The 25,521-nt window shown below is 54.0% G+C and carries 23 protein-coding genes; 9 read left to right on the forward strand and 14 right to left on the reverse strand.

Translation table 11 applies throughout. The annotated features are described in order from the left end of the window. Positions 1 to 44: 44 nt before the first annotated feature. The 4 genes from speA to rph all read right to left on the reverse strand — a co-directional run bounded on the left by speA (position 45) and on the right by rph (position 4,531). Complete coding sequence (gene speA, locus BUB27_RS18610; protein ID WP_143185401.1) at positions 45 to 1,940, reverse strand: biosynthetic arginine decarboxylase; 1,896 nt, start codon at positions 1,938 to 1,940, stop codon at positions 45 to 47. A 165-nt stretch (positions 1,941 to 2,105) separates the two neighbouring features. Continuing rightward, on the reverse strand, positions 2,106 to 2,831 hold the full coding sequence (locus BUB27_RS18615; RefSeq protein WP_143185402.1) for a type II secretion system protein: 726 nt from the start codon (positions 2,829 to 2,831) through the stop codon (positions 2,106 to 2,108). A gap of 248 nt (positions 2,832 to 3,079) precedes the next feature. Beyond that, a complete protein-coding gene (locus tag BUB27_RS18620) occupies positions 3,080 to 3,739 on the reverse strand; it encodes a hypothetical protein (RefSeq protein ID WP_143185403.1) in 660 nt (219 codons plus the stop codon). 9 nt (positions 3,740 to 3,748) lie between these two features. Then, positions 3,749 to 4,531, reverse strand: a complete 783-nt coding sequence (gene rph, locus BUB27_RS18625; protein ID WP_143185404.1) for a ribonuclease PH — start codon at positions 4,529 to 4,531, stop codon at positions 3,749 to 3,751. A 68-nt stretch (positions 4,532 to 4,599) separates the two neighbouring features. On the opposite strand from rph, the gene lpxK reads away from it, so the two are divergent. The 8 genes from lpxK to BUB27_RS18665 all read left to right on the forward strand — a co-directional run bounded on the left by lpxK (position 4,600) and on the right by BUB27_RS18665 (position 12,836). Next, positions 4,600 to 5,808: a tetraacyldisaccharide 4'-kinase gene (gene lpxK, locus BUB27_RS18630; RefSeq protein WP_143185405.1), complete on the forward strand. Its 1,209-nt coding sequence runs from the start codon at positions 4,600 to 4,602 to the stop codon at positions 5,806 to 5,808. 93 nt (positions 5,809 to 5,901) lie between these two features. After that, positions 5,902 to 6,450, forward strand: a complete 549-nt coding sequence (locus BUB27_RS18635; protein ID WP_143185406.1) for a sigma-70 family RNA polymerase sigma factor — start codon at positions 5,902 to 5,904, stop codon at positions 6,448 to 6,450. Further along, the gene (locus BUB27_RS18640) at positions 6,447 to 8,033 is read left to right on the forward strand and encodes a FecR domain-containing protein (RefSeq protein WP_143185407.1); all 1,587 of its coding nucleotides are present in this window, start codon (positions 6,447 to 6,449) and stop codon (positions 8,031 to 8,033) included. Before BUB27_RS18635 ends, BUB27_RS18640 begins: the two co-directional genes overlap by 4 nt. A 50-nt stretch (positions 8,034 to 8,083) precedes the next feature. Continuing rightward, entirely contained in the window at positions 8,084 to 8,836 is a 753-nt protein-coding gene (locus tag BUB27_RS19140) for a PEP-CTERM sorting domain-containing protein (protein ID WP_234991789.1), read from the forward strand. 147 nt (positions 8,837 to 8,983) lie between these two features. Next, positions 8,984 to 9,532 carry a sigma-70 family RNA polymerase sigma factor gene (locus BUB27_RS18650; protein WP_143185408.1) on the forward strand — a complete coding sequence of 183 codons (549 nt, stop codon included), beginning with the start codon at positions 8,984 to 8,986 and terminating at the stop codon, positions 9,530 to 9,532. Further along, positions 9,529 to 11,133: a LamG-like jellyroll fold domain-containing protein gene (locus BUB27_RS18655; RefSeq protein ID WP_143185409.1), complete on the forward strand. Its 1,605-nt coding sequence runs from the start codon at positions 9,529 to 9,531 to the stop codon at positions 11,131 to 11,133. Before BUB27_RS18650 ends, BUB27_RS18655 begins: the two co-directional genes overlap by 4 nt. 73 nt (positions 11,134 to 11,206) lie before the next feature. Continuing rightward, positions 11,207 to 11,926, forward strand: coding sequence for a PEP-CTERM sorting domain-containing protein (locus BUB27_RS18660; RefSeq protein ID WP_143185410.1), 720 nt, complete (start codon positions 11,207 to 11,209; stop codon positions 11,924 to 11,926). Between the two features lie 70 nt (positions 11,927 to 11,996). Then, positions 11,997 to 12,836 (forward strand): PEP-CTERM sorting domain-containing protein, encoded by an 840-nt coding sequence (locus BUB27_RS18665; protein WP_143185411.1) that lies wholly within the window; start codon positions 11,997 to 11,999, stop codon positions 12,834 to 12,836. A 92-nt stretch (positions 12,837 to 12,928) separates the two neighbouring features. On the opposite strand, the gene BUB27_RS18670 is transcribed toward BUB27_RS18665, so the two are convergent. The 7 genes from BUB27_RS18670 to BUB27_RS18700 form a co-directional block, all read right to left on the reverse strand. Next, a complete protein-coding gene (locus BUB27_RS18670; protein WP_143185412.1) occupies positions 12,929 to 13,795 on the reverse strand; it encodes a hypothetical protein in 867 nt (288 codons plus the stop codon). Between the two features lie 38 nt (positions 13,796 to 13,833). Beyond that, complete coding sequence (locus BUB27_RS18675; protein WP_143185413.1) at positions 13,834 to 15,381, reverse strand: SUMF1/EgtB/PvdO family nonheme iron enzyme; 1,548 nt, start codon at positions 15,379 to 15,381, stop codon at positions 13,834 to 13,836. 17 nt (positions 15,382 to 15,398) lie between these two features. Next, the gene (locus BUB27_RS18680; protein WP_143185414.1) at positions 15,399 to 16,559 is read right to left on the reverse strand and encodes a tetratricopeptide repeat protein; all 1,161 of its coding nucleotides are present in this window, start codon (positions 16,557 to 16,559) and stop codon (positions 15,399 to 15,401) included. A gap of 147 nt (positions 16,560 to 16,706) precedes the next feature. Continuing rightward, positions 16,707 to 18,152 carry a cryptochrome/photolyase family protein gene (locus BUB27_RS18685; protein WP_143185415.1) on the reverse strand — a complete coding sequence of 482 codons (1,446 nt, stop codon included), beginning with the start codon at positions 18,150 to 18,152 and terminating at the stop codon, positions 16,707 to 16,709. Beyond that, positions 18,145 to 18,636, reverse strand: coding sequence for a glycosyl-4,4'-diaponeurosporenoate acyltransferase CrtO family protein (locus tag BUB27_RS18690; protein ID WP_143185416.1), 492 nt, complete (start codon positions 18,634 to 18,636; stop codon positions 18,145 to 18,147). The genes BUB27_RS18685 and BUB27_RS18690 overlap by 8 nt, the downstream gene beginning before the upstream one ends. Position 18,637: 1 nt before the next feature. Beyond that, positions 18,638 to 19,756 carry a glycosyltransferase family 2 protein gene (locus BUB27_RS18695; RefSeq protein ID WP_143185417.1) on the reverse strand — a complete coding sequence of 373 codons (1,119 nt, stop codon included), beginning with the start codon at positions 19,754 to 19,756 and terminating at the stop codon, positions 18,638 to 18,640. Continuing rightward, positions 19,756 to 21,255 (reverse strand): phytoene desaturase family protein, encoded by a 1,500-nt coding sequence (locus BUB27_RS18700; protein ID WP_143185418.1) that lies wholly within the window; start codon positions 21,253 to 21,255, stop codon positions 19,756 to 19,758. The genes BUB27_RS18695 and BUB27_RS18700 overlap by 1 nt, the downstream gene beginning before the upstream one ends. A 74-nt stretch (positions 21,256 to 21,329) precedes the next feature. Between BUB27_RS18700 and BUB27_RS18705 the strand changes: the two genes are divergently transcribed. Continuing rightward, positions 21,330 to 22,715 carry an aldehyde dehydrogenase family protein gene (locus tag BUB27_RS18705; RefSeq protein ID WP_143185419.1) on the forward strand — a complete coding sequence of 462 codons (1,386 nt, stop codon included), beginning with the start codon at positions 21,330 to 21,332 and terminating at the stop codon, positions 22,713 to 22,715. Here the strand turns inward: BUB27_RS18705 and BUB27_RS18710 are convergent. The 3 genes from BUB27_RS18710 to BUB27_RS18720 are packed head-to-tail and all read right to left on the reverse strand — an operon-like array spanning position 22,705 to position 25,329. Continuing rightward, positions 22,705 to 23,157: an SRPBCC family protein gene (locus BUB27_RS18710; RefSeq protein ID WP_143185420.1), complete on the reverse strand. Its 453-nt coding sequence runs from the start codon at positions 23,155 to 23,157 to the stop codon at positions 22,705 to 22,707. The two genes, BUB27_RS18705 and BUB27_RS18710, sit on opposite strands and share 11 nt — an antisense overlap. Before the next feature lie 6 nt (positions 23,158 to 23,163). After that, positions 23,164 to 23,784 (reverse strand): hypothetical protein, encoded by a 621-nt coding sequence (locus BUB27_RS18715; protein WP_143185421.1) that lies wholly within the window; start codon positions 23,782 to 23,784, stop codon positions 23,164 to 23,166. Positions 23,785 to 23,805: 21 nt separating this feature from the next. After that, the gene (locus BUB27_RS18720) at positions 23,806 to 25,329 is read right to left on the reverse strand and encodes a phytoene desaturase family protein (protein WP_143185422.1); all 1,524 of its coding nucleotides are present in this window, start codon (positions 25,327 to 25,329) and stop codon (positions 23,806 to 23,808) included. Positions 25,330 to 25,521: the final 192 nt, after the last annotated feature.

Raw genomic sequence — 25,521 nt, forward strand, 5'->3', positions numbered from 1 at the left:
TGCTGTGAAGTGTGATTTCTGTAAGTATGGGGGTTCTTAAGCTCCTAGGACTCGTAGTAGGTGTATCCGGCGAGTCCTGCGCGGTAGGCTTCCATGATCTCGCGGCGCTGGGCGGCGCTGATGGTGCCCTGACGGACGGCTCTCTCAGCGAAGGAACGGAAGCGCTTTTCGAGCTCTTTCGGGTCGTATTCCACGTAGGAAAGGACGTCGGCCACGGTGTCACCTTCCACCTCGTGGGTGTAGGTGACCTTGCCGTCTTCGATGCCGATGGAGACCACGTGTGGGTCGCCGAGCAGGTTGTGCAGGTCACCGAGGGTTTCCTGGTAGGCGCCTACGAGGAAGGCCCCGATGTTGTATTCCTCGTTTGGCTGGCGGTCGTGTACGGGCAGGAAGGTAGCGATGTCTTCGCGGTCGATAAAGCGGTCTACCTTGCCATCGCAGTCACAGGTGATGTCTGCGAGAATGGCGCGGTGGGTTGGCTCCTGGTCAAGCTTGTGGATCGGCATGATCGGGAAGAGCTGGTCGATCGCCCAGGAATCCGGCAGGGACTGGAAGACGGAGAAGTTGGCGTAGTAGAAGTCGATCAGGTTGGACTCCAGGTGTTGGAGGTCCTCAGGGATGTGCTCGAGCTTCTGAGCTTCTACGGCGATGCGGGTGCAAAGGTGCCAGTAGATTTTCTCAGCGCAGGCGCGTTCACGTAGGCCAAGCACACCGTGGCGGAAGAGTTCGCGAACTTGGTCGCGGTAGAAGAGGGCGTCGTTGAAGCACTCCTGCAGGTCGCTGTTGCCGATGCGGTTGCGGACTTCCCAGAGACCTTTGGTCATGTCGTGGGCATCTTCCTTCGGAGCCTCTGGTTCCTCTGGGATCGCGAAACGGGTGACATCCAGGATGTTGAAGACGAGCACGGAGTAGTAGGCCACGACGGCGCGGCCGGACTCGGTGACCAGGGTCGGGTGCGGGATGCCTGCGGCATCACAGTGTTTCTGCACCACTTCGATGAGGTTGGTGGCGTACTCGTGCAGGGTGTAGTTACAGGACGAGGAAAAGTTGGTGTGGGAGCCATCGTAGTCCACAGCCAGGCCACCACCCATGTCGAGAATTTCCATGGCGGCCCCTTCCTGGGCGAGGTTCACAAAGACGCGGACCGCTTCCGTGGCGGCCTCACGGATGGCGCGGATGTTAGGAAGCTGGGAGCCCTGGTGGTAGTGGAAGAGTTTCAGGCAATCTAGCAGATCCTCTTCACGGAGTAGATCCACGGCATCGATCAGCTGCGGCGAGTTGAGGCCGAAGACCGAGCGGTCACCACCGGATTCAGCCCAGTGACCCTCAGATTTGGTGGAGAGACGGAAGCGGATACCCAGGTCCGGCTTGATGCCGAGCGCCTTGGAGCGGGCGATGATGGCAGGGAGTTCGCTAGGCATTTCCAGGACAAGAATCACACGAAGTCCCATCTGTTTGGCGCGTAGCGCGAGGTCGATGAACTCATCGTCCTTGTAGCCGTTACAGATGACATAGGCGCTCGGGTCGTGCATGTAGGCGAGGGCGGCGATGAGCTCCGGCTTGGAGCCTGCCTCGAGACCGTAGTGGTACTTGCGGCCGAAGTCGGTGATTTCCTCGATGACCTGTTGTTGCTGGTTGACCTTGATTGGGTATACGCCGCGGTAGGATCCTTGGTAGTTGGATTCCTGAATGGCGGCATTGAAGGATTCATTGAGGTGCTCGATTCGGCGATCCAGAAGATCGCGGAAACGAAGCAGCTGCGGCATGGCGGAACCACGCTCCGCCAAGCCTTCGATAATGTGCTGGAGGGAGACGGATGCCGTCTTTTCACCATCGCGTAATTGCACGCAGGCGTGACCGTCTTCGTTGATATCAAAGTAGCCATTGCCCCAGCGTGATACGCCGTAGAGTTCGCGGGCAGATTCTATGTTCCAGCTCATGCCGTGAGTTGTAGTATGGAGTTTGCAAGTTTCAAGTGCGATGAAGCGCTTAGGATGGAAAAAACGACAGCCGGCATAGTAGTGGATATCGAGGCATCTGGGCACAAAAAAAACCGGAGATGCTGAGATCTCCGGTTTTGGATTAAGAGTTCGTCTTAATGGTGATTAGTCTTCATCAGTGTATGAGGCGCTACCGCCGTGAGCACCAGATGGTACGAGTACATCAGCACTGCGTGGCAGGAATGGCTTTCTGAAGATGTTGATCTTGCGGCTGCCACGCTCTTCCACGATTGGGCCAGTCTTGCTGCCGCCATCTTCAGTGTCGAGTTCACCAGTGAAGTCGATAGGCATCGTCTTCACGGACTGGTCGATACGAGCCACGATGGCGTAGCCGTCCCAAACAGCGGTGTCGAACTTACCAGGAGAAATAGCGGAATCGAAGAGGATCGGTGCTTCTGGCTTACTGGTGGAGCTGAGGCCTCTTACGTAACCAGTGGTGCATTCGTCGGTGGTCAAAGAACCATCGTTGTCTGGACCCTTGGTGCTGGTGAGGATGACTTCAGCGTTCACCTGGCTGTAGAAGTATTTCTCTTCGTTGATGTACTTACCGCTGAGGAGCTGGTTGAAGCATCCTTCGAGGGTAGATCCATCTTGGCCGCTACGAGTGGTGTCCTCGTTTGGGTACATGCCATCGTTGTCGGTGGCAAAACTCTGGAGAGCCATCAAGACCTGTCTCATGTTACTGGTTGCTTCAGTTTGCTTGGACTTCTTGATGTTTCTCATGATCGGGCCATAGGACATGGCTGCCAATCCTGCGATGATAGCAATCACCACGAGAAGCTCCACGAGAGTGAATCCCTTTGGAGCGCGGTTTTTGTACTTAATTTTCATTAGTTACTTTGGTTTTATTAGTTTTATTGTTCTTTTATGTATATAGTGGTCGACTCCCAGAGAAGCTCAGTTAGACGCCACCATACGGTCAAACGATATGCTTAACCGTTAAGTCAAGTTAACGAGGAAAGCCTGCTAGGCAAGGTAAAAAGCGGGGCTCGTTTAAACTATCGAGCGTTTAAATGAAGATGCTTAAGAGAGATTGGATATCCCCAGATTTTTAGATAGAATCAAGGGTTTCCAGTCGCTCAGGGGGAGCTGGGGATGAGGATGGAAGCCTCTTTTGGTATAAGATCTATAAAGATATTAATATTATGTTCTCCACGTTGCTCGAAGATAGCACCTTGTTGGGGAGTAGCTGAAGTTTGCTCAGTGGGACTCTGTGCAGTGATTTCCATGGCGACGACGGCATGATTGAGGCGGCCAACAAGGGCGCGGCCATCCCATACTGCTGTTGAGAATTGTCCTGGGCTGACTGCGGCATCAAAGATGAGTGGGGTGTCTGCGGGTGAGTGATTGAAATTGAGGCCGCTGACGTATCCGAAAGAGCATTCCCCCGGAGTTAGTTCACCGTTGTTGTTAGGAGGTTTGCTGGCGTTCCAGAGTGATTCAGCATTTCTTTGGTTCCAGAAGTAGCGCTCGTCATCGATATATTTTTGCTCGATGAGTTGAGAGAAGCACTGTTCTACTGAGTCTCCAGTGGGCATCTGGCCGTCATGATCCACGGCATAGCTGTTCAGAGCCATGATGACCTGCCTGATGTAAGAGATCGCCTCAGTTCTGTACGGGCGATGAGTACTATTCGGGATGACCGAAAAGTAGAGGAAATACCCTGCTAGACCGGCCACGGCGATCAAAACGATCGCCGTGGCAATGACTGAGCCGTTGCTTTGCTTGCCTTTATCCATCAGAAGTTTCTACTTCTGGCCGAAGGCGGCGGCGAGGTCGGTGAGGGCGTCGGTGTCCGGTTTGTCGGCGGCGCTGATGGCGGCCTTCTGGAGCTGGACGATTTCTTGCACGCCCTTTTTGGAGAGTTCTAACATGCCCATCATTTCTTCCGGTGAGAAGGTGGCTTCTTCACCAGATCCCTGGAGTTCGACGAAGTTGAGATCTTCGGTCATGACGACATTGAAGTCGACGGAGGCGTCCTTGTCCTCCGGGTAGTTAAGGTCGAGTACCGGGGTGCCCTGATAGACGCCGGCGGAGACGGCGGCGACGAGTTGTTTGAGAGGGGTGGTCTTAAGTTTGCCGGCTGCCATGAGCTTGTTGATGGCGATGGCTGCGGCGACACAGCCACCGGTGATGGAGGCCGTACGGGTGCCTCCGTCAGCCTGGAGGACATCACAGTCGATCCAGAGAGTGCGTGGGCCGAGTAGCTTGAGGTCTACTACGGCACGGATGGAGCGGCCGATAAGGCGCTGGATCTCGGAGGAGCGCCCGTCGATCTTTCCGCGGGTGATATCACGCTGTTTGCGGTCGAGCGTGGAGTAGGGAAGCATGTTGTATTCGGCTGTGAGCCAGCCGCCCTTGACCTTCTGGTGTTTCATCCAGCGAGGGACATCTTCTTCCACCGTGCAGGCGCAGATGACGCGGGTATCGCCAAAGGATACGAGAACGGAGCCAGTGGCGTGAGGGGCTACGTTCGGGGTGAAGGTGATCTGGCGGAGTTGGTCAACCGCGCGGTTGTCAGGGCGAGTCATGGGTTAGAGTGTTAAGTTTTCAGTTTTAAGTTTCAAGTATACAGTCGGTGTGTGTAGCCTGTGGCCGCATGAAGGAGACTCTGGAGGAGCTGGAACAGTGGGGAACCGAGGTGATTTTCGGGCGCGCGAAGGGATTTCGCGCGACGCTGATGCGCATCGTTCTGCGTTTGTTCTCTTTTCTCTACAGGGGCATCATTTTGATGCGACTGCGTTTATTCCGCAAAGGGTGGAAGGATCAGGCCCATCTGGGGACGCTGGTGGTGAGTATTGGTAATATCACGGTGGGAGGTACTGGGAAGACTCCGGTGGTGGAGTTGTTTGCGCGTACGCTGCGTGACCGTGGGCGCAAGGTGGCTATCCTGAGTCGTGGTTATAAGAGTAAAAAGCTGGAGGAAGTGCAGGAATGGCCGCGCCGGGCCACAGGCGAGCCGGTGCATGAGGATGAGATGCCCAAGGTGGTGAGTGCTGGGCGAGGACTGGAGCTGGATGTGCAGTATGCGGGTGATGAACCCTACATGCTGGCGAAAAATCTGGATGAGGTGGCTGTGGTGGTGGACAAGGACAGGGTCAAGGGAGGGCGCTTCGCTATCGAGGAGCTGGAGTGTGATACCCTCTTGCTGGATGATGGACTGCAATTTCTCAAATTAGGCCACTCGATTGATGTGGTGCTGGTGGATTTCAATGCTCCTTTCGGCACGGGTGCCATGTTGCCACGTGGAACCCTGCGTGAACCGCCCAAGAATCTTTGCCGTGCGGACTATATTTTCATTACCAAGTGTAAACAGGCGGGTAATTACGAGCTGATCGACAAGATTCGCAAGCACAACCCGGTGGCGGAGATCATCGAGTGCACTCACGGCCCGATCCATCTGGAGAATGTCTTCACGGGTGAGGTGGAGCCGCTGGAGTTTCTCGAAGGCAAGTACGTGGCTGCGATCAGCGGGATCGCGGTACCTCAGAGTTTCGAGGATAAGCTGACCGGTCTGGGAGCCAACGTGCTGTTTCACCGAACCTTTGCTGACCACCATACCTTTACCAAGAAGGATATCGATAGTTTCATGCGTCGCTGTGTGCGCCGTGATGCGGATATCATTGTGACCACGGAGAAGGATGCGGTGCGTTTCCCGAGACCGGAAGAGCTGGATGTGGAGGTTTACTTCCTGCGTATCGAAGTGGATATCCTCAGCGGCGAGGAGGTCTGGGAAAGTCTGGTGGATCGTATTTGCGGTGTGAAAAAGCCGGTCGATCCTCTGCTCTTGTACGAGAGGGTGAGCTAAACGGCTGATTTTCAGGTCGGGAAAATTTTTTCCGACTTTTTTAGGAAAGCTTGTTAAGATTCTGGATGATCTGGCTATGTGCCAGTACCTCCGATGAAGAATCGTCCGCACAGCTCTCTACACACCTCCGCAGAATTTGTCTGTCTTCTGACAGAGCATCAGTCTGCCCTGTGGGCGTATATCATCACGCTGATGCCAGGAAGCCCGGATGTGGCGGATGTCCTGCAGAAGACCAATCTGGTGCTCTGGACCAAGCAGGAGGAATTTTCTCTGGGAACGAACTTCAAGGCTTGGGCCTTCCAGATCGCGCGCTTTCAGGTGCTCGCCCATCTGAAGAAAAACAAGCGTCTCAGCTGGATGGTGTTTGAGGAGGATCTGCTTGATACGGTGGCCGAGGAGTCGGGTGCCGCTCTGGATGCATCCACGGGCAAGTTGTCCTATCTCGATAGCTGTATGCAGCAGCTTTCTGCTGAGGATCAACAGTTATTGAGGTACCGTTATCAGTCTGAATCCAATCTGGCCGAGTATGCCGCGAAAAGTGGGCGTAGTGTGTCTTCTCTCTCGGTGACCTTACACCGCCTGCGTGTGGCGCTGCGGAATTGTATCAATCGTAAGATTGAGGAAGAAGGGAGGTTGGCATGAGTATGGAGATCCACCAGCTCATTCATAAGATGTTTGATGGGGTTATTACCCCGGAGGAGTTTGCCCAGCTGCAGGCTGAAATGAAGAGGGATCCCGCCGTGCGTGAACTCTACTATGAGTATGCGGCCATGGAGCAGCGTTTGCAGTTCCGTCTCGGGAGGCATGCCGCCCAGGCGGGCGTGGCCGGCTTGTCTGAGTTGCGCCTCATTCGCCAGCGCAAGCGCACGATCAAGGTGGCCTCCTTGACTGCCTTGGCGGCATCGATCCTTTTAGCTATCGGTCTGAGCCTTCTTTTTATCAAGGATACTCCGCAACAGCTTGAGTATGCCTATGCACCGGGAACCAAGTATGAGCTGACCCATGCAGAGGGTACCGGGGAGGTAGATGGACCGCTGATGAAAATGGGCTCCCGCATGGTAGTGACCCAGGGGACGGTGGAGTTAAAGTTTGAATCTGGGGTGAGGGCGGTGATTTCAGCGCCTGCGGACATGACTTTATTAAGTGGATCGGTGCTGCAGATGCCAGAAGGCCGTGCGTGGTTTGATGTCCCGAGGGAGGCAATCGGGTTCAAGGTGTTGACGAAGGAGGTTGAGGTGGTGGATCTGGGGACGACCTTTGGGGTGGTCTCTGATCCCTCAGCGGGAGACGAGGTACATGTATTCCAAGGGAAGGTGAGAGTCAGTACTCTGGCGGGAGAGAAAGCTATACAGGAGTTGAGTGTTGGTGAGGCTGTGTTGGCCAATCCTCGAGGGAAGCTCAGTAAAATTGAGGATCAAGAAGGATCCTTTCTTACTGAGCTTCCCCAGGCCCTGCCTCATGTGCATTTCAGTTTTGATCAGGAAGGGGAATTCATGTCTGATGATACGCTCACTGGTGTGGATGATTTGAGTTACCAGTGCCACGGTGCGCGGCCTCAGCTAAGAGAGGGGGTGTTCGGAAAGGCGCTCCAGCTCAATGGTCAGGATAATTTCCTAGAGACCAATTGGCGTGGAGTCATGGGGGATAAGCCACGCAGTGTGTTGTTCTGGATCAGAATGCCTGAAGCTCGGAAGGGCAGGGATGTGGAGCAAGGCTCCCATACGATCGTGGGTTGGGGGATGCAACGGAGTGGATCCACCATGGAGAACAAGTTTAACAACAAGTGGACCATCCATTTGGACTATTCTCCCAATCGCTATCCCATGCTGAATATCAGTTTCGGGGGCTTCTGGTATTACTTTCCGGGGGTCGTGCTGGATGATGATCAGTGGCACCACGTGGCGGTGATCTACACGGGAGAATCGGATGAAAAAGGTCTCCCCGTGCTGAAGCTGTACCTCGATGGGGTGGCGGTGCCGATCACGGATTCGAATGTGACGAGCTGGGAAAAACTTCTGGATGCTCAGGGCAGGGTGATGGTGAAGACCTTGGAGAAAAGCCCCATGAGTGTAGGGGCCCGATTATCCAGAGAAGCGGATGAGAGCTACCATCAGGAAGGGTTCCTAAGGGCGGGTATCGACGAATTGTATGTCGTCGAAGGGGTGGTGGACGAGGAGACGGTGCTTTCCTTGATGAAGCAAAACACTTTTCCAAAACGGAAATAGCAGTGCGGTGCTGAGTAGGTGCCGAGCTGTATCTTAACACATAAACACAGATGAAAAAACACACGCAATGGATGGCTGTACTGGCAGCGGCTGGGCTAAGCACAGGCTTGGCTCAAGCGACTGTCATCAGCCTTAACATGACAGATGGCGGTGGTGGTGCTGGTACAGCCAGTGCAGGAAATACCACAGGTGCCGTGCTCTCCGGCTACTGGAACACTATTGGTAAGAACGGTAATGCCCTCTCTGGTACAGATGCTGGGAGTTTGACCGATGACAGCGGTGCTCTCTCCGGTGTCTCCTTTGTGCAGTCTGCTGCACAGGGTGGTTACTGGAGTTCAGCTTCTGGCTTCTCTGGCACCATCGGGGATAACGTGATGACTAACTTCGCGGACTCCTCCGGTAACTATACTTATACCTTCAGCAATCTGAATGCCGGGGTAGGTGCGGTCTATGATGTCTATATCTACAGTGCCCGCGGCTTTTCCAATACCGGGGTGACTCAGTTCGACGTGAATGGTGAGACTCTCTACCTGACGAATGAAAGCATGACAGGTGATTTCACAGAGAGTGGTTTCGCGACTCAAGGTGAAGCAGAGGCCAATCTGAACTCAGGTAACTATGTTCGTTTCCGCAATGTCTCCCTGGATACTTTGCAAATTGGCATCACAGGTCTGACTGATAGCACCAATGGCGGTACCTTGGCAGCGGTGAATGCGGTCCAGATCGTGGCGGTTCCTGAGCCATCTTCCACAGCTCTACTCGGTTTGGCGGGTGTGGCTTTGCTGCTGCGCAAGCGCCGCTAGGGCATCCCCATCTCACTCATAATACTTGGATTATCCCGTTCGTTTTGGTCGACGAGCGGGATTTTTTTGTGCGCTGGAATAAATTTCCGACTTTTTAAAGGGAATTTGTTAAGATTTCGGATGTGTGGCTGTTTGCCAATATCCTAAATGTTTCAGCGTAAGTCCAAGTCTCCTCAACCCTCTGCTGAGTTCGTCTGTCTACTGACCGAGTATCAGGCGGATTTGTGGGCGTATATTATTGCCCAACTTCCCGGCTGTCAGGATGTTGCAGATATTTTGCAGAAGACGAACCTGGCGCTCTGGACCAAGCAGGATCAGTTCGAGCTGGGCACGAATTTCAAGGCCTGGGCTTTCCGGGTGGCTCGCTTTGAAGTGCTGGCCTACCTGAAGAAGAGCAAGCGCGGGAGCTGGCTGGTCTTTCGTGAGGAACTGGCCGAGACGATTGCCTCGGAATCGGCGGATGAGATGGACTCTTCCATGGAGAGGCTGCCCTATCTGGATGCCTGCATGCAGCAGCTCAGGCCTGAGGATCAGCAGTTGCTGAAGCATCGTTATCAAGCGAATGCGCCTCTCGAGGACTACGCCCAGAAGACCGGGCGCAGTGTCTCTTCCTTGTCAGTGACTTTGTATCGGCTGCGTGCAGCCTTGAGAAGTTGCATCAAGGAAAAGCTGCAGGAAGAAAGGGGGAATGCATGAGTAAGGAAGTGCATGTCCTAGTCCAGAAGCTGGTGGACGGCGATATTTCTCCGCAGGAGTTTGATTTCTTGCAGGATCAGATGGAGGCAGATCCGTCTGTGCGGGAGCTTTATTATGATTATGTGTCGTTGGAGCAGGGCTTGCAATTTCGCTTGGCGAGAAAAGCGCAGCAGTCTGGTCTGGCTGGGTTGGCCGAGCTGAGATTGCGTCAGCAGCGCAAGCTCATGCTCAAGGTGGCCACTATTTCCTCTTTGGCCGCTGCGGTGTTGATCGCCATCGGTTTGAGTCTCTTTTTCATCGAGCCTGAAGGCGAAGGCTTGCAGTATGCCAGCTCACCGGGGACTCAGTTCAAGTTGGTTCATCCTGAGGATGCCGGGGAAATCCCAAATGGCCAGATGGTGGTGGGTTCACGGATGGAGGTGAGTCAGGGGGTGGTCGAGTTCCAGCTGGATACTGGTGTGCGGGCGGTGATTTCAGGTCCGGCGGATATTAGTCTGCTGTCCAAGAACCGCCTGTTCATGAAGTCAGGAAGCGGGTGGTTTGATGTGCCGGAGAAAGCGCATGGTTTCACGGTGCAGACCAGTGAATTTGAGGTGGTCGATCTGGGGACCAAGTTTGGAATCATTGCTGATCTGGCGGCGGAGGACCAGGTGCACGTTTTCCAAGGCAAGGTGCGCGTGCATGCTCTCCAAGGTAAGAAGCAGCAACGAGAGTTGACTGAAGGAAATGCCCTCAGGGTGTATCCTGCAGGCGATCTTGAAGCCACTGGGCCAGAGAGTGATTATTTCCTTACCCAATTACCGACTGAATTGCCTCATCTGCATTTCACCTTCGAGCATGCTGATGATTTGTTAGGGGTAGAGTCGCTGACCAGCCAGAAGGAGTTCAGCTATCAGTACCAGGGCGATCAAGCGGATTTTGAGAGTGGCCGCTTTGGAAACGCGCTGCGCTTGAACGGAATTAACAATTACCTGGAAACGAACTGGCCAGGGATTCTGGGAGATCAGCCGCGCACGGTGGCTTTCTGGATTAAGATGCCCAAAAAGCGCATTAGTAAGGAGGAGAAGCATATCTCCGACACGATCGTGGGCTGGGGAATGCAGCGAGATCAGAATGAATTTGAGATGAACTTCAACAGCAAGTGGACGATCCATCTCGATTACTCCTCTTACAGGCGCCCTAGCTTGAATGTGAGCTTCGGAGCTTTCTGGTACTATGTGCCTGATGCCGAGCTGGACGACAACCAATGGCACCATGTTGCAGTTACCTACTCCGGTCTCGTCACTGAGGACGGTAAGCCCTTCGTGCGCGTCTATGTAGATGGCGCCGAAATGAGGCTGAAGGTGAAAGCTGATCGAGAAACGGTCAGGGATTCGGCGGGCAATGTCGCCGTGAGAACCTTGGAGAAAACACCTCTCGTCGTGGGTGCCACCCTTTCGAGCGACCCGATGCAAGACACGATCCAGGGTCAGTACCTTGGGGCGCTGATTGATGAGCTCTACATCATCCAAGGTGAAATCGACGAGGCGACCGTGCATTCGTTGATGGAAAAGAACCGGATTTCGACTCCTCCCTCCGTGGTTGGGGAGGATGGTCAATGAACCAAGGGGTAGCAAGTTTGCATGCTGAACTTCAAAGCCCCCAGAAACCACGACAACACAACACACAATAATAATGAAAAACACAATGCTCCTTACTGTTGGCTCGCTTCTCGCGGCGTCGGCAATACACGTATCGGCTGCAGTTATCGTACAAGATGACTTCAGTGGTGATTCCGCAACAGACCTTAATGGCACCGCCGCGGATGTGGGCGGTACCTGGACTGCAGATACAGTCTACCCTTGGAAAGCAGACGGTTCCTATGATAGCACCGCCTTCAATGATAAAAGTGCTTTTATCGCTCTCTCTGGCTCATTGGAAACAGGCACCATTTATACCCTGACGGCGACGGTAGGTAGTCACACCGATTCTTTCTTTTATCTTGGTCTGCATGATGCAGCTCCTTCTACTTCTTCCCGCCTTCAAGCTCAGGATAATGGTATTCAAATGGAGTGGGACGCTATCGGCGACACTGCAGCGAACCTGCACATCAATGCTGGGACATCAGAGTCACGCCCTTTGACAGGAGCTTACAACAATACACTGTCCATGGTGATCAACACAGGGTCAGATCTAACAACTGCGAATGTGGATTTCTATTCCGGAGCGAGCTTGGTTGGTAGCGTTACTTATGACGTGACTGACCTTAACCATCTCGTGATGGGATGGGAAGGTGGCAATGGAGCTGTAGATATCGACTCTGTAACTTTCTCCTCACAGGCAGTTCCTGAGCCGTCCAGCACCGCTCTTATCGGTCTTGCAGGCATCGGATTCATTCTGCGCAGACGCCGTTAATTTACACGCAAGTGCCCGTCCTCCGGAGTTCGTGAGAACTTTGGAGGATTGGGGCTAAGCATTTCAAGTTATGTGGAAAGCAACTAACAAACTCTCCCTCGCTGCTTGCATCGCTTCCGCTGGGGCCCTGACAGTGACTGGTTATTCAGCAACCCTGACTTGGGATGCTGGCGGTTCTGATGGTATTTGGCAGACTGCCGGTAACTGGGACAGTGATACGGTGCCGGCTACCAATGATGATGTGATCATCAATAATGGTGATACTGTCACCTACTCTCCAGGCGATGACCTGAAGGTTGAGGGTGGCGGAAGTGTGACCGTAAGCGGTGGCTCTACCCTCACTCAAAGCACCTCTCACTGGGCTCAAGTCAATGGCGGTCAGTTTACCCTCAATAATTCTGCACTGAATTTCACCCATGCGAACAACAAGCTGGTGCTTGGTCTGACCACTTCCAGTTCAGCGACGTTCGTGGCTACTAACAGTACTGTCAGTCTCGCAGGTGAACTCTGGCTGGGCCATAACAATAATACTGGAAACCAGGTGATCAGCATGGATCTCACCAACTCATCCATCGATGCCAATGGTGTCGTGGGGATTTGGTTCTGGGATACCGATGCATCAGGTAATGATTTTACGCTGAATATCAATGGTGGTGGGACCACGATCGAAGGTCGTGTGGGCCGCCGCAATTCAGTGAGTGGTCAGGAGAACGATGTTTCCTGGGAGACTCTCTGGAACGAAGGTATTCTTACCTATATTGGAAGTAATGACGGTGAGTTCGCCGACTACTTCATCACCAGTGGCACGCCTGGAACCACAGGTTACGTGCTTACCTCTGTGCCTGAGCCATCCAGTACCGCTCTGATCGGCCTTGCTGGTGTTGGTTTCATCTTGCGCAGACGTCGCTAGATCGGTTTTTGCCGTTTGTGTTACGCGGCTCAATAAAAAATCCCGCTCGTTGTCATGTGGCGAGCGGGATTTCTTGTTTTATGGAGATTGGATTATTGCTGCACTCCACCAGGAATCTCGGAGATGTTGTGGAACTTGGCTTTCTCCTCAGCTTCCTTCTGAGGGTCGTATGGGATGGAGTTGACCACGGAGACGTTACCGCTTGTGGTGGGAAGGAGGCGTGGAACGCCAGTCGCACTGTTCTTGTGGTAGGTGCGCTCGATGGTGCGCCCAGCTGGATTGATAACAGTGTGGCAGGCCACTGATGGGCTAGTGTGGAAAAGTACGTGAAGGTTGTTCTGCCTGTCCAATGATGTCTGGAACTTGCGGAAGGTGATATGGCGGCCCAGGGAGTGGGTGGCCAGCATGCGACCACGCTTTTGGTCTTCTACCTGGATGTAGAGCTCAGGGTATTTGTCGCCACTGAAGGTGATCAGGCGGTATTTACGCTGGTCCCCAGCTGTACCGGGAACGCCGACACTCTGAGACCAGGCTGTGACGCCGCGCGTCACGGTGAAATGGGTTGACTGGGTTGGCGTGCCTTTACGATCCCCTTCACCTGGCATGCGGATGACAGCGAGTACAGAGTAGCTCCCCGGGTTGGTGAGGTTGAAGGAGTTGTTGAGAGTGAATGTAGAGGCCACTGTCTGCCCGGTGCCGATGGATACAGGAGAGTAGGCAACGTCTTTGGTGGACAGGACATTTCTTCCCGTGTGGTCACGCACGAAGAACTCGATCCAAGGCTGGTTGGTACGGTTCTGGAGAGTCAGCGGCTTGCCTGAAAGGTTGGTGATGTTGACCGTCATGTTGACAGGTTCAAAGGCAACGAATTGATCACGGTTTGCTTTGAGTGTGGCTGACAGTTGGCCGAATACCGTCTGGCTCAGCAGCAGTGCGGATAAGATGATTAGCTTGCGCATAGGTTAAACGATTGGTTTTTTGATGTAGTAGGTGATGTTTATTCGCTCGGAGCCGTATCTCCGATGGTTCTGAACCCTAGATCTGGTCTGCGTAGGTCACGTGGGTCAGTCAGATCACTAGTAGAGGGATCGAGCCATTCACGTGATGTGGCGGTAGAACCCGGTTTGAGAAAGCTGCCGCCACACAATACGACCATCTTTGGTTTTGTAGGATAGGCTGGGTTTTTAGCAAGTTTTCGAGTCCATTCCGAGACATTACCTGCCATCCCGTGTATTTTATTAGCCGTCAGGTCTTCATCTGACTGGTCGACTGGTCCCCAAGGTGAGGCTTTGATTTCCTTGAGTGGAGTCTTTGAGCTGCTCAGAGCCGCATACCATTCCTCCTGGGTGGGCAGGCGTCTGCCGGCTTGCTCCGCAAAGGCATAGGCATCCCACCAGTCCACCCCGACGACCGGGCAGTTCAAGGTGACTTTCCTGCCGTTCCAGTTCATGCCCTTGCGTGCTGCTGCAAGCAGGTTGTCCCAGTCGTCAGGTTTGTGTGATTCTTTGCTCTCCGGCTGATCTTCGTGCTGGAAATTTTCCTGCTGGGAGGGGGTAAGCTGGTCCATCAGGGCCAGAAACTCGGCATACTCGCCGATAGTAACCTCGTGGGCGTCTATCCAGAAGCTGCGCAGCTGGTTCTTGCCGCCATCATGAGTCGGATAGTTTCCGCTGGGGATTTCTACAGCTTCATTGAGAATGCGCTCCTTGGGGCGGTCTGGTCTGTTGATAAAGAGTGAGGCAATGATGATCAAGGCTGCTGCACCGATACCGATTCCCGTGAACAGAACGAGCTTCTTACTGGTGTCATTCTTTCTCAGTTTGACTGTGGATTGCTCCAGAGCCAAGGGCTCGTCCGGAGTCGTCAGTTGCCGCTCGATGCCTTCCGAGAGGTCTCTGATTTGCTCCCAGGTAATCGGGATGTCCCTTTCCAAGTCGGTCATGTATGAGAGAAGGGACTTGGTGCGTGTGGAGCCTGGTTTGTCTTTCTCCAGAAGTTCAAGCAAGGCGCTGCCCAGAAGGTGCTTTTCCTGGGTGGAGATGCTGTGATCCCTGTCTCCGCCGACCGCCATGTTGACAATGCGTGTCAGGTAGCCTTCGCTCACATACACTTGGTTGCTCTCTAGTGGGAGAGAGGCCACGTTGTGCTTTTCCAGGTAGAGGTTTGCTTCTGAGATCTGGCGTAGAATGTGAGCAATGTGTTCGGGGGCAAGTTGCTGGCCGCTCTCGATCATCTCTTCCAGGGTTTCGCCAGAGAGTGCTTCGCGGGCAAAGAAGCAGAGCCTACCCTCACGTATGGCTTCATAGACGGAGCCGATGAATGGGTGGTCCACTCGGGCCTTGGCTCTTACGTCCGCCAAAAATTCAGAAACAATGTCATCGTCCTGCTGATGCTCCCTGTTCAAACTGTCGATGATAACAGGTCGGTTTACGGAAACCTGTCTAGCGACCCAGGTGCGGGTCGCAGCTCCTTCAAAGGCGATTTCTTCTAACAAGTAATCGCCGATTTGCATGCCTGGTGTGAGGCGTTGATCTTCTGGTACCACGGTGGTGAGCGATTTGTTTATTTGCGGGGTAAGGGGGGAAGGAGTGGGTTGTCAGGATTGATGTTCGGCAAGGGTTCTTCCAAATCAAAGTCTGATGGCCAGTTGAGATCCATTCCGGGGACTTGGTTCTGCTTGGCATGGATCGCGTGCAGGCGGCGAGGTGATGCTTGTTGGTCTAACAATTCACCTTTGTAGTAAAGCTCGATGACGTGGCCAAAATATTTCCTGTTGCCGAAGAGGTGGGTGTCGGCAATCGCAAGAGGAGGAATGACGTATTCGCATTCCAGCACCTCTTCGGCCTGATCTTTCCAGTCAACGGGAGGGTTGAGCCAGCGAGTAGTGATGTTCTTGGCTCTAGCAGGAGGTACGGGTTCGATCTTTTTGCCATCCACGATATCGTAGATGTGGACGCGGATGTCCACCTTGTCTGGATCGATGTCTTTATCTTGAAGAGCCCGGACTGGGATCGGTAGCTTGGCGTTGAGTTTATCCTCTGCAATACGTGGGATAAAGTTGCCGAGCACCATCAGGCCTTGGATGTCACGCTCTGGGCCAAAGCCGCGGGAAAGCTTGAGTGAAGCTTGGGCGTAGTAGGAGCCGATCTCGGGCCCCATATCGAAAAGTTTCTGGTAATTGTCGCCGGCTTTCTGCCAGTGGCCCATGTCCTCGAAGAGCTCAGCTTTTTGGTAGTAAACGGCTGGCTCATTCGGGTCGATATTCTCAGCTTCCTCGAGTTTGAGGATGGCGCGCATCATATCACCATTGATATGCAGGCCGTGAGCTTCACGGAGAATTTCTGCTACCTTGGCATTGTCTACCTGAGGGGTGAAGTGATCAGGATCTCCGCTGCGGTTCTGAGGTGAGATCGGTGGGTGGACGGGAATGTTGGGGTCTTTGATGGTGGGGGTGAAATCTCCAGCGTATTTTTCAGAGATCGAGGCTCCGTCTCCGGCTACCTCCACTTCCTTGATTTCTGGTTGTGCCCGCACGGTCGGAATGGAGACAATGATGGGGTCACCCGGGATGATTTTTTCCACGATGCGCGTTTCACCTGCGCGCAAAGCTATCGCCACGCCGAGGGCCATCAGCTCCGCAAAGCCGATCGCGGCAAAAGTGGCGCAGGTGATACCGAAGGTGTGTCTTTTTTTGATCAGGGATGTAGGTGTAATATCTCCCATGGGGATGGCACTCTAGATAAGGATGCGGCGGCATGGGAAGGAAGATTTTTAGTGTCTTCTCTGATCTTTGGGGAGATTGCTGGGATTTGGGGGTAGAAACGCTGTAAGTAGTTGCTCTCAGGAGAGTCTTGAGAGGTGGGGCTGTGACTAGTTTTCCTGGGAATCTTTGAAGCTCTGGTAGGCATCGAGAGCCTGCTGGCGGCCTTTTTCGTGGGAAATGATCGGCTCGGGGTAGTCTTTGCCAAGGGTGATTCCCGCAGATTGAAGCTCAAGTGGTTCCATCTCCCACGGACAGTGGATGTACTCTGCGGGGACATTCTTAAGCTCGGGCACCCAGCGTTTCACGTATTCGCCCTCCGGATCAAACTTTTTGCCCTGGATGATGGGGTTGAAGACGCGGAAGTAGGGTGAGGCATCGGCACCGGAGCCGGCGGTCCATTGCCAGCCCATGGTGTTGTTCGGCAGGTCAGCGTCTACCAGTGTGTCCCAGAACCAGTGGGCCCCTTCTTGCCAGGGCTGGAGAAGGTGTTTCACCAGTAGGGAGGCTACGATCATGCGGACTCGGTTGTGCATCCAGCCAGTGGCCCAGAGCTGGCGCATGCCGGCATCCACGATCGGGTAGCCAGTCTGGCCTTTTTGCCATTTGCGGACGATGGCTGGATCAATCTTCCAGGGGAAATTGTTGTATTCCTCGCGGAGTGGCTGGTCGCTGGTGTGCGGGAAATGGAAGAGAAGGTGGGCTGAGAACTCCCGCCAGAAGAGTTGGCGAAGGATGCCCTTGTGGGCAGCGTCCTTGTCCTGGCAGTTCCTCAGGACTTCGGCGTGAAACTCAGCGGGACTGATCTGGCCGAAGTGGAGGTAGGGGGAAAGGCGGCTGGTGGCGTCTTCGGCCGGGATGTCCCGGTGATCCTGGTAGCCGGGTGCCTTGGTGATAGCCTCTTGGAGGAGTTTCTCGCCTCCCTTACGTTTGGGGTCCCAGAAGGCCTGCATCTCCTTGTCCCAGGGAATGTCCGGCAGGAGGGCGAGACTGTCGAGGGAATCGCCCTTGAGCTTTCTGGATCGGGAATCCTTGGCTTTGCGGGCCTTGGCTGTTTCGGGCTGCTTGATATCCATCGCAGCGCAGTGCTTCCAGAATGGGGTGAACACCTTGTAGGGGGTATCGGACTTACTGGCAATTTTCAGCGGATCGAAGAGGAGGTTGCCGTTAAAAGTCTCCACGGTGAAGCCGTCTTCGCTGAGAGCTTTTTTGATCTTGGTATCACGGTCCACGGACGCTGGCTCGTAGCAACGGTTCCAGCAGATAGCTTCAGCTTGGCTGTCTTTGATGGCTTTTGTGAGAGCTTCGTGGGCTTTGTCCGCTTTGTGAATAAATAGTGAGTAACCCAGCTTGTCGAGTTGTTCGGAGAGGTCGGCCAGAGCGTGGTGAAGCCACCAATTGGATGCACCACCGCGTGCCCACTTGCCGTCTTCTTTCGGGCTGTGGATGTAGAGGGGGATGATGTCTCCTCCGGTTTCTACAGCGTGGTTCCAGGCGGGGTTGTCTTGCAAGCGGAAGTCTCGGCGAAACCAAACGATGGTGGTGGGCTTACTCATGGGTAGTCTTCAGGGTAGGTTCTCTCTTGAGCAGCACGCGGATGAGTCTGGCCCGCGTGTAGCGTAGGTTCAGGATGCAGGGCAAGTTCGATGCAAACGCGTAGATTGCAATGATCAGATTGGCTGGCCATGGGTTCCACGCGATAAAGCCAAGAATCACAATTACCTGTGCCCAGTGAGAAAATTCACCGCGCCGGGTTTCGGTGATGAATTGCTTCAGGTAGTTCGGTTCCGCACTCGTGAGGTGGGCCTTGGGGACGCCTCCCATCCAGGGGGCGGCGTCAGGCAGCAGGTGTTTCCAGTGGCGGGTAAAAAAAAGGTGATGGTGGAGGCTGATTTCCCAATCAGAGAATGGGGTGATCGTCCGTTGGGTGAAAAGTGAGGAAGGCATCCGTGTAGCACCCCAGGCTAGGCCGAGGTGGGCGATCGGGATGCCAATAATATTGATGAGGGCGATCCAGAGACTTGGAAGCTCGATCCACATGTTAGTCCACGGGCCTTCCTTTCCAGGTGGTCTTGATTCCCTTCTTTCTGTCGATCACGGATTTCGCGAAGAGAACCTGATAGAAAAGCAGAGAGATGGGGAAGAGTGCGGCGTTCCACATGCTGAATCTCCCGGCGATCTGGAAGGCCCAGTAGGCGGCGATTACATTGGAGACGTAGCTCATGATCGTGAAGATCACAAAAGCAGGGGTGCCTAGTGGGGTGAGACCGATAAGCATCGAGATAACGCTGAACATGCCGCCAGCCACCCAGGCAGAGGAAAATATCAGGGCATTGATGTCTGTATGGGCAGCGCCGGAGGCAAAGCCTTTCTTCCAGCTATTCCACAGTTCTTTGTATCCCTTAGGGAACATGCGCATGCTGATCAGCCCTTCGCCGAGATAGCAAAGGCAGCGGCCATGAGCTTCTTTGAGGTGCTTGGCCAGGTGGAAGTTTTCCAGCACTTTGTCTTTCACGGCGGCATGGCCGTCGATGAGAAGGTAGAGGCGTTTCGGAATCAGCAAACACTGGCCAAAGAGTGCCGGGTCGCGGCCATCGAGTTCGAAGCAGCCAAAGGCCCCCACCCCGGCCACCATCAGTGAGTTGAAGTAGGCCGAGAGTTCCTCGTAAGGCTTCTCAATGGCATGATAGGGGTAGATCGAGTAGGCGGTGTTGGTGTCTCCATTTTCGATCAGGTCGGTAATCTTGCGCATTGCCCCGGGATGAAGGCGGACGTCCGAGTCCAGGAAAAGTAGCCATTCTCCCTCGGCGGCTACAGCTCCTTGCAGGCAGGCCCAGGGCTTGCCTTTCCAGTCTTCTGGGAGTGGTTCGGAGGTGATCACTTTGGCCCCGCCTTGCTCAGAGAGCGATTTGGTGGCGTCTGTCGACTCATCATCGACGATGATCGTTTCGTGAATGAACTGTTTTTCCGAGTGGAATGATTCTAACAGTTTTGGAATGTTGTCTTCTTCATTGCGTGCAGGGACAATGATGGAAATGCTGGGCGGAGTCTCGGCATGCTTCTGTGGCTGCGGGATCTCTCGTAGGAACCGTGGCTTACCCATCACCATGATGAGGGCTGCTGGCAGCAAGATCGCGAAAATGGGAAGAATGAGAAGCATCAGGAAAGAGGGTGGCGCTTGATGATGCGGTCGGCACACTTTTGTCCGGAGAGAATGACCATGGGCATGCCCCCGCCGGGATTGGTGCTGCCCCCAGTGAAGTAGAGGTTGTTGTAGCGGCTGCTGGTCTTTGGGGCCTTGAAACCGTAGTTCTTTTTCCAGTCTGTGACCACGCCATAGATGGATCCTTGATTTGACCTGTACATGCGCTGGATATCGACAGGGGTGAGGAGGTCTTCGGTGATGATGCTCTCACGTAGGCCGGTGATGCCGCAGCGTTCCATCTTGTCGATGCAGCGCTCTTTGAGTGCTACGTAGTCCTCGTGAGTGATGCCCGAACCCTCCTCGATAGGTGGGATGTGCGGGAGGATCTTGATGTTATCACAGCCATCGGGAGCTTTGCTCGGGTCTGTGCGGGTAGGCGCTACCACATAGAGGGTCGGGTCGTCTGGCAGTTGCTTCTTGTGGAAAACGGTCTCGAAGTGCTTGTGCTGGTTCTCCGAGTAAAAGAAGTTGTGGTGAGCCAGTTGCTCGTGGATCTTGTTGGTGCCAATGTGCAGTACGATTCCCGAGCAGGCGGGCGCGAATTTTTCGAGCTTGTTGGTGAAGCTTTTCTCCTCTCCTAACAAGTGCTTGTAGCAGGGGATGACTTCCATGTTGCTGACGATGATGTCGCTCTCCTGATAGGAACCATCAGCGAGATGCAGGCCTTTGACGGATTTGCCGTTCTTTTCGATGGAGCTGACATCAGCACCTAGGTGGACAGGGATTTCCATTTCCTCCATCAGTTTGCCGAGACCGCGAGCCAGATTATACATGCCGCCACGGACGTACCAGAGGCCGTAATCAAACTGGATGATGGGCATCAGGTTCATGTAGCCGGGAGCATCCAGAGCTGAGGAGCCGACGTACTTGATAAAATACTCCAGGATCAGGCGCATCTTTGGGTCGCTGATACGGGTGGCGATGGATTCCGCCATGCTGGGCTTGTAGTCGATCTTGCCTGAGAAGAGTTCTTTCCGGTAGTGCCAGAGGAATTCCCAGAGCGTGTCCAGCCCTTCGCGGAAATAGCCGTCATCAACGATCTGGTATTGCTCGCGTGCGTAGTCGAGAAAGCCCTGAAGCTCCTGCCAGTGTTTTTCCGGGTCTCCCTGTAGCTTTGCCAGCTCGGCCTTCATCAGTTCAGGTTCCTGATAGAGGTCGATGGTGGGGTGGTTTTCAAAGAAGTTGCGCCAGTGGGGGGTGACGGGGTCGAGCTGGACGTAGTCGTCCATGTTCTTGCCGGCACGTTTGAACAGATCTTGGAAAAATTGCGGCAGGGTGAAGATGGAGGGACCTAGGTCAAAGGTGAAGCCGTCTTTCTCCAACACATTGAGTTTGCCACCAATGCGTTCATTTTTCTCAAATACTTCGACTTGGTAACCAGCTGCCTTGAGCGAGATAGCCGCTGATAGACCGCCCAGTCCGGCGCCGATGATAGAAACACGAGGTGGCTGCATGATTGTATCATTCCATCTAATAATACCTTGTCAATGATGTGAGCTGATTTAGGTTCAATCTAGCATCTATCATCATGTCAGTCGTTCCGAATCATCCGCCTCTTGGCGAACTTATAGGCAAACAGAAACAAGCGCTAGCAGCAGGTGAGTTGCGTTCCCTGGAGGTGCGGAGAAATTATCTTCTGAGGCTGGAGAAATGCCTGATGAAGTATCAGGAGAGGATGATAGAGGCCTTGGACAAGGATTTGGGAAAGCCGGAGGCGGAGGCTTATCTGGCGGAGTATCATTTTCTCCTGCAAGAAATTCGGCTGGTGAGATCGAAGCTCTCGGCTTGGCTCAGCCCAGAACGGGTGGGAAGTCCGCTGTATTTTCATCCTTGTAGGAGTGAGGTCCTGCGTGAGCCCTATGGTTGCGCGCTAATCATCGCGCCCTGGAATTACCCGTTCCAGCTGGCCATGGCTCCGCTGATTTCAGCCGTAGCTGCGGGGAACACCGTGGTGCTAAAGCCCTCTGAGATCAGTACACATAGTGAGGCTTTGATCGGAGAAATTATCAGCGAGGTGTTTCCTCCTGAAACCGTGAGTGTAGTGACAGGAGGCGCTGAGGTGGCAGGTGCTCTGCTAGAGGAAAAGTGGGATTTCATCTTCTTTACTGGCAGTACCGGGGTGGGAAGATTGGTGGCCAAAAAGGCGGCTGAGCATCTGACTCCCTGTGTTTTAGAGCTTGGTGGAAAGTGTCCTTGTGTTGTGGATAGTAGGGCGGATCTCAAGGTGGCTGCTGGTAGGATTTTAGCTGGCAAGTTCTTCAATGGAGGGCAGACCTGTTTTGCTCCGGACTTTGTAGCGGTGCATCACGATGTGAAAGAGGAGCTGCTGGAGGCGATGCAGTGCGAGTTAGAGGCAGTGCCTTGGCATGAAGAAATGGCGACAGTCATTAACAAGCGCCATTATGATCGTCTACGTGGCTTGCTGGATGGGGTGGAGGAGGCTCGCATCATTCAGAGCGGGGCGGACGATGAAGAGAAGTTAAGGCTGGCTCCCAGAGTCGTGAAGGAGGTGGCTTGGGAAGACGCCTTGATGAAAGAGGAAATCTTTGGACCCGTTTTGCCTGTCATTTCCTACGAGGGAGATGATGAGTTGATCAATAGACTTCAGCAGCTCGAGGATCCTCTCGCGCTTTATCTCTTCACGGAGGATGAGGCTTTTGTGAAGAAAGTCATGCAGGCGAAGCGCTCTGGAGGAGTGTGTGTGAATGATACGCTGAAGCAATCCTCTAACCTAGAGCTACCGTTTGGCGGTGTGGGTGATAGTGGTTACGGGCGCTATCGCGGGAAACACGGAGTCTATGCCTTTTGTTACGAGCGGGCGGTTGCTCGACGAGGTAAGCTGGGTGCGGGGCTCATGGATATCAAGCCCCCCTACGATAAGGTCTTCAAGTGGTTGAAGCGCGTTATGCGTTGAAGATTTCTTCCGCCAGTCGATAGCGTTCGTCAAAGATGTGCTGAAGCTGTTTTTTGACGTAGAGTGCGTGAGCGATCCTGCCGATCGGGCCGAGGGGGAGTGCGTAGTTGACGTCATCAATCATGTAAACGCCCTGGTCGTTTTCTTCGAAACGGTGGGTGTGGTGCCAGAGGGCATAGGGGCCTACGCGTTGGTCATCGATGAAGTGTTTCTTGTCTGCGACCTGAGTGATCTCAGTGACCCAGGTCACCCAGATGAGTGGAGCTACTTTGACTTTGTAGGCAATGATCTGGCCTTCGTGCATATGCTCGGACTGGCAATGCGTGATCTTGAAGCCGACGGCATCCGGAGTGAGTTTGTCGAGGTTCTTGGGGTTTGAGAAAAATTCCCAGGCCTCGTCCGGTGTGCAGTTGAGCTGTTGTTCGCGATGTAGGTGATACATGGCAGGTTACTTGGTGAGCTTGCCGTATTCGGAATCAGGGTCGAGCTTGTGGCAGAGTGATTTGGCCTTGGACGCATCTTTATGGTTTTCCTCCGTGAATGCTTTCCAGGCGTAGTAGAGGATCGCCTGCTTTTCGTTCTTCTGCAGCACGGAGTTTTTCTTCGCGGTTTCTCCTAACAGTTTTTCAAAATCTGAAATTGAAGTGGGTCTGGTGTCGAAGCGCTTAGGCACCCGGTAGTAGGCGATGGCTCGCACCATGCGGACTCTGGGGTTGTCTGGGGAGCCGGTCACGGCTGCTTCCATGAGTTCCTTGCCTTTCTTCAGTGAGTTGAGTTTGGTGAGCGGGAAGACAGCGTGTTTGGCCTTGAGCGCGTAGGCACTACCGAGATAGGCGCGGGCGAGATCGTCTTTCGGGTTGGCTGTGATCTGCGCTTCAAACTGGGCGATCTTCTTTTCGATCTCGTCCATGTCTCCTTGTAGGCAGACATCGTGCCATTGCCTGTACTGCTGGTGTAGCGGGGCGGCTTTGGCTTCTTTGTGGACTACGGTTTTAGCCTGGCCTTCCTCCGAGCAGGCGGGAGTCACGATACAGAGGGCGGAAAGTAGGAGCGCTGGCAGGACTTTCATGAGAATGGATAGTCTGGTCACTTAGCTGGTAGCCGTGTTGAGGATTTCCGTGGCGAAGTCTATCCGCTCGCGTTTCTTTCCGTAAGACTCACAGATGAGGTTGGAGGAAATACGCGCACTTTCATAGATGGTGGGCAGACCACTGCCGGGGTGAGTGCCGCCGCCTACCAGATAGATATTGTCGAAACCTTGCATGCGGTTGTGTGGTCGTAGGTAGAGCATTTGGTCCAGGGTATGCGCCAGGTTGAAGGTGGCGCCCATGAAGATGTCTGCCTGCTGCCATCCCTGCGGGGTGATGATTCTTTCCTCCACGATGTGTTCGCGCAGATCCTTCATGCCGGTGCGCTTGATGATACGGTCGAGGATGCGGTCTTTGTAAGCTTGCTGCGTAGCTTCCCAGTCCTGGCCGTGGCGGCAGTTGATGGTGGGAACTAGGATGTAGAGCTGGGAATGGCCTTCAGGAGCGACTGTCGGGTCTGTCACGCTGGAGTTGCGGATGTAGATGGACATGTCATCAGAGACCACCTGCTCATCCTGGATGTCCCGCAGATTCTGGTGGTAGTCATCGGCAAAGAGGACGTGGTGATGGGGCTCGTCTGAGTAGAGCTTGTCGAGGCCCAGGTAGAGCATGAAGGTGGAGCAGGAGTACTTCTTCTTCCTTAGGGATTCTTCTTCTTCATTCTGAGGCCCGAAAATACGGTTGCGGGCATGGGCGTAGTCGGCATTCACGATCAGGTCATCGCATTTCAGGACTTCGCCATTGGTTAGAGTGACGGTGGCTGCCCGGCGGCCATCGTACTGGATTTCCTGCACCTCGGTATTCAGGCGGAGCTCTCCGCCTTCCTCCTCGAATACTTTGGCCATGCCGGCTGAGATGTTGGAGAGGCCGCCCTGCACGTGGTAGATGCCGTGGGCGTACTCGATGTAGGAGAGGATGCTGAATAGAGCTGGGCAATTCCATGGGGACATGCCCAAATATTTGGCCTGGAAGGTAAAGGCGAGTTTGAGTCGCTCATCAGTGAAATACTCGCTGAGAACGTCCATCACTGACTTGGTGGTGGCGACATAGGGCAGGGCCTTCACCAAGTGGCTACTCAGAAAGCTAGATAGCTTGTGGTAGGGCTTGAGCAAGCACGGGAAAATCGCTTGGAGCTTCTTGGCGTGGTCGTCCATGAAGCGCTGGTAGTTGGCGGACTCACCAGGGAAAGCCGCCTCGATATTGCGGGTCATTGTTTCCTGGTCAAAGCTGGTCTCCATGGAGATGTCTCCCCAAGTGAGGGTGGTCATGGGGTCGAGCTTCACGAAGTCCATGTAGTCCTCTGGATTGCGGCCAGTCTCGGCAAAAACTTCATCCAGCGTGAACTTCTGGTGTAGGAAGGTGGGGCCAGTATCGAAAGTGTAGTCACCTGCTTGCAGGGCTGCATTGCGACCTCCAATGACCGAAGCTTTCTCAAGGATGGTGACATCATAGCCGCGGTGGGCTAGCAACATGCCGCTGGTGAGGCCGCCCGGGCCCGCTCCGATGATGATGATTTTTTTATTCATGGAAGATCTGCTAGAGGTAGACTGCAATACCTGAATGGTATCTGAAAATGGCACACATGGCTTACGCCGCAAATACTATTCTTATCTTTTCTTAACTAATTTACCATGAGTCTGCAATGGTCTGTCGAGCCGAATGAGGGGATGAATTAGTGGTGTTTTGGTGATTTGGGGTTGTAGAACGCTGGTGAACAT

It is taken from the genome of Rubritalea squalenifaciens DSM 18772 (assembly GCF_900141815.1).
Classification (GTDB): domain Bacteria; phylum Verrucomicrobiota; class Verrucomicrobiia; order Verrucomicrobiales; family Akkermansiaceae; genus Rubritalea; species Rubritalea squalenifaciens.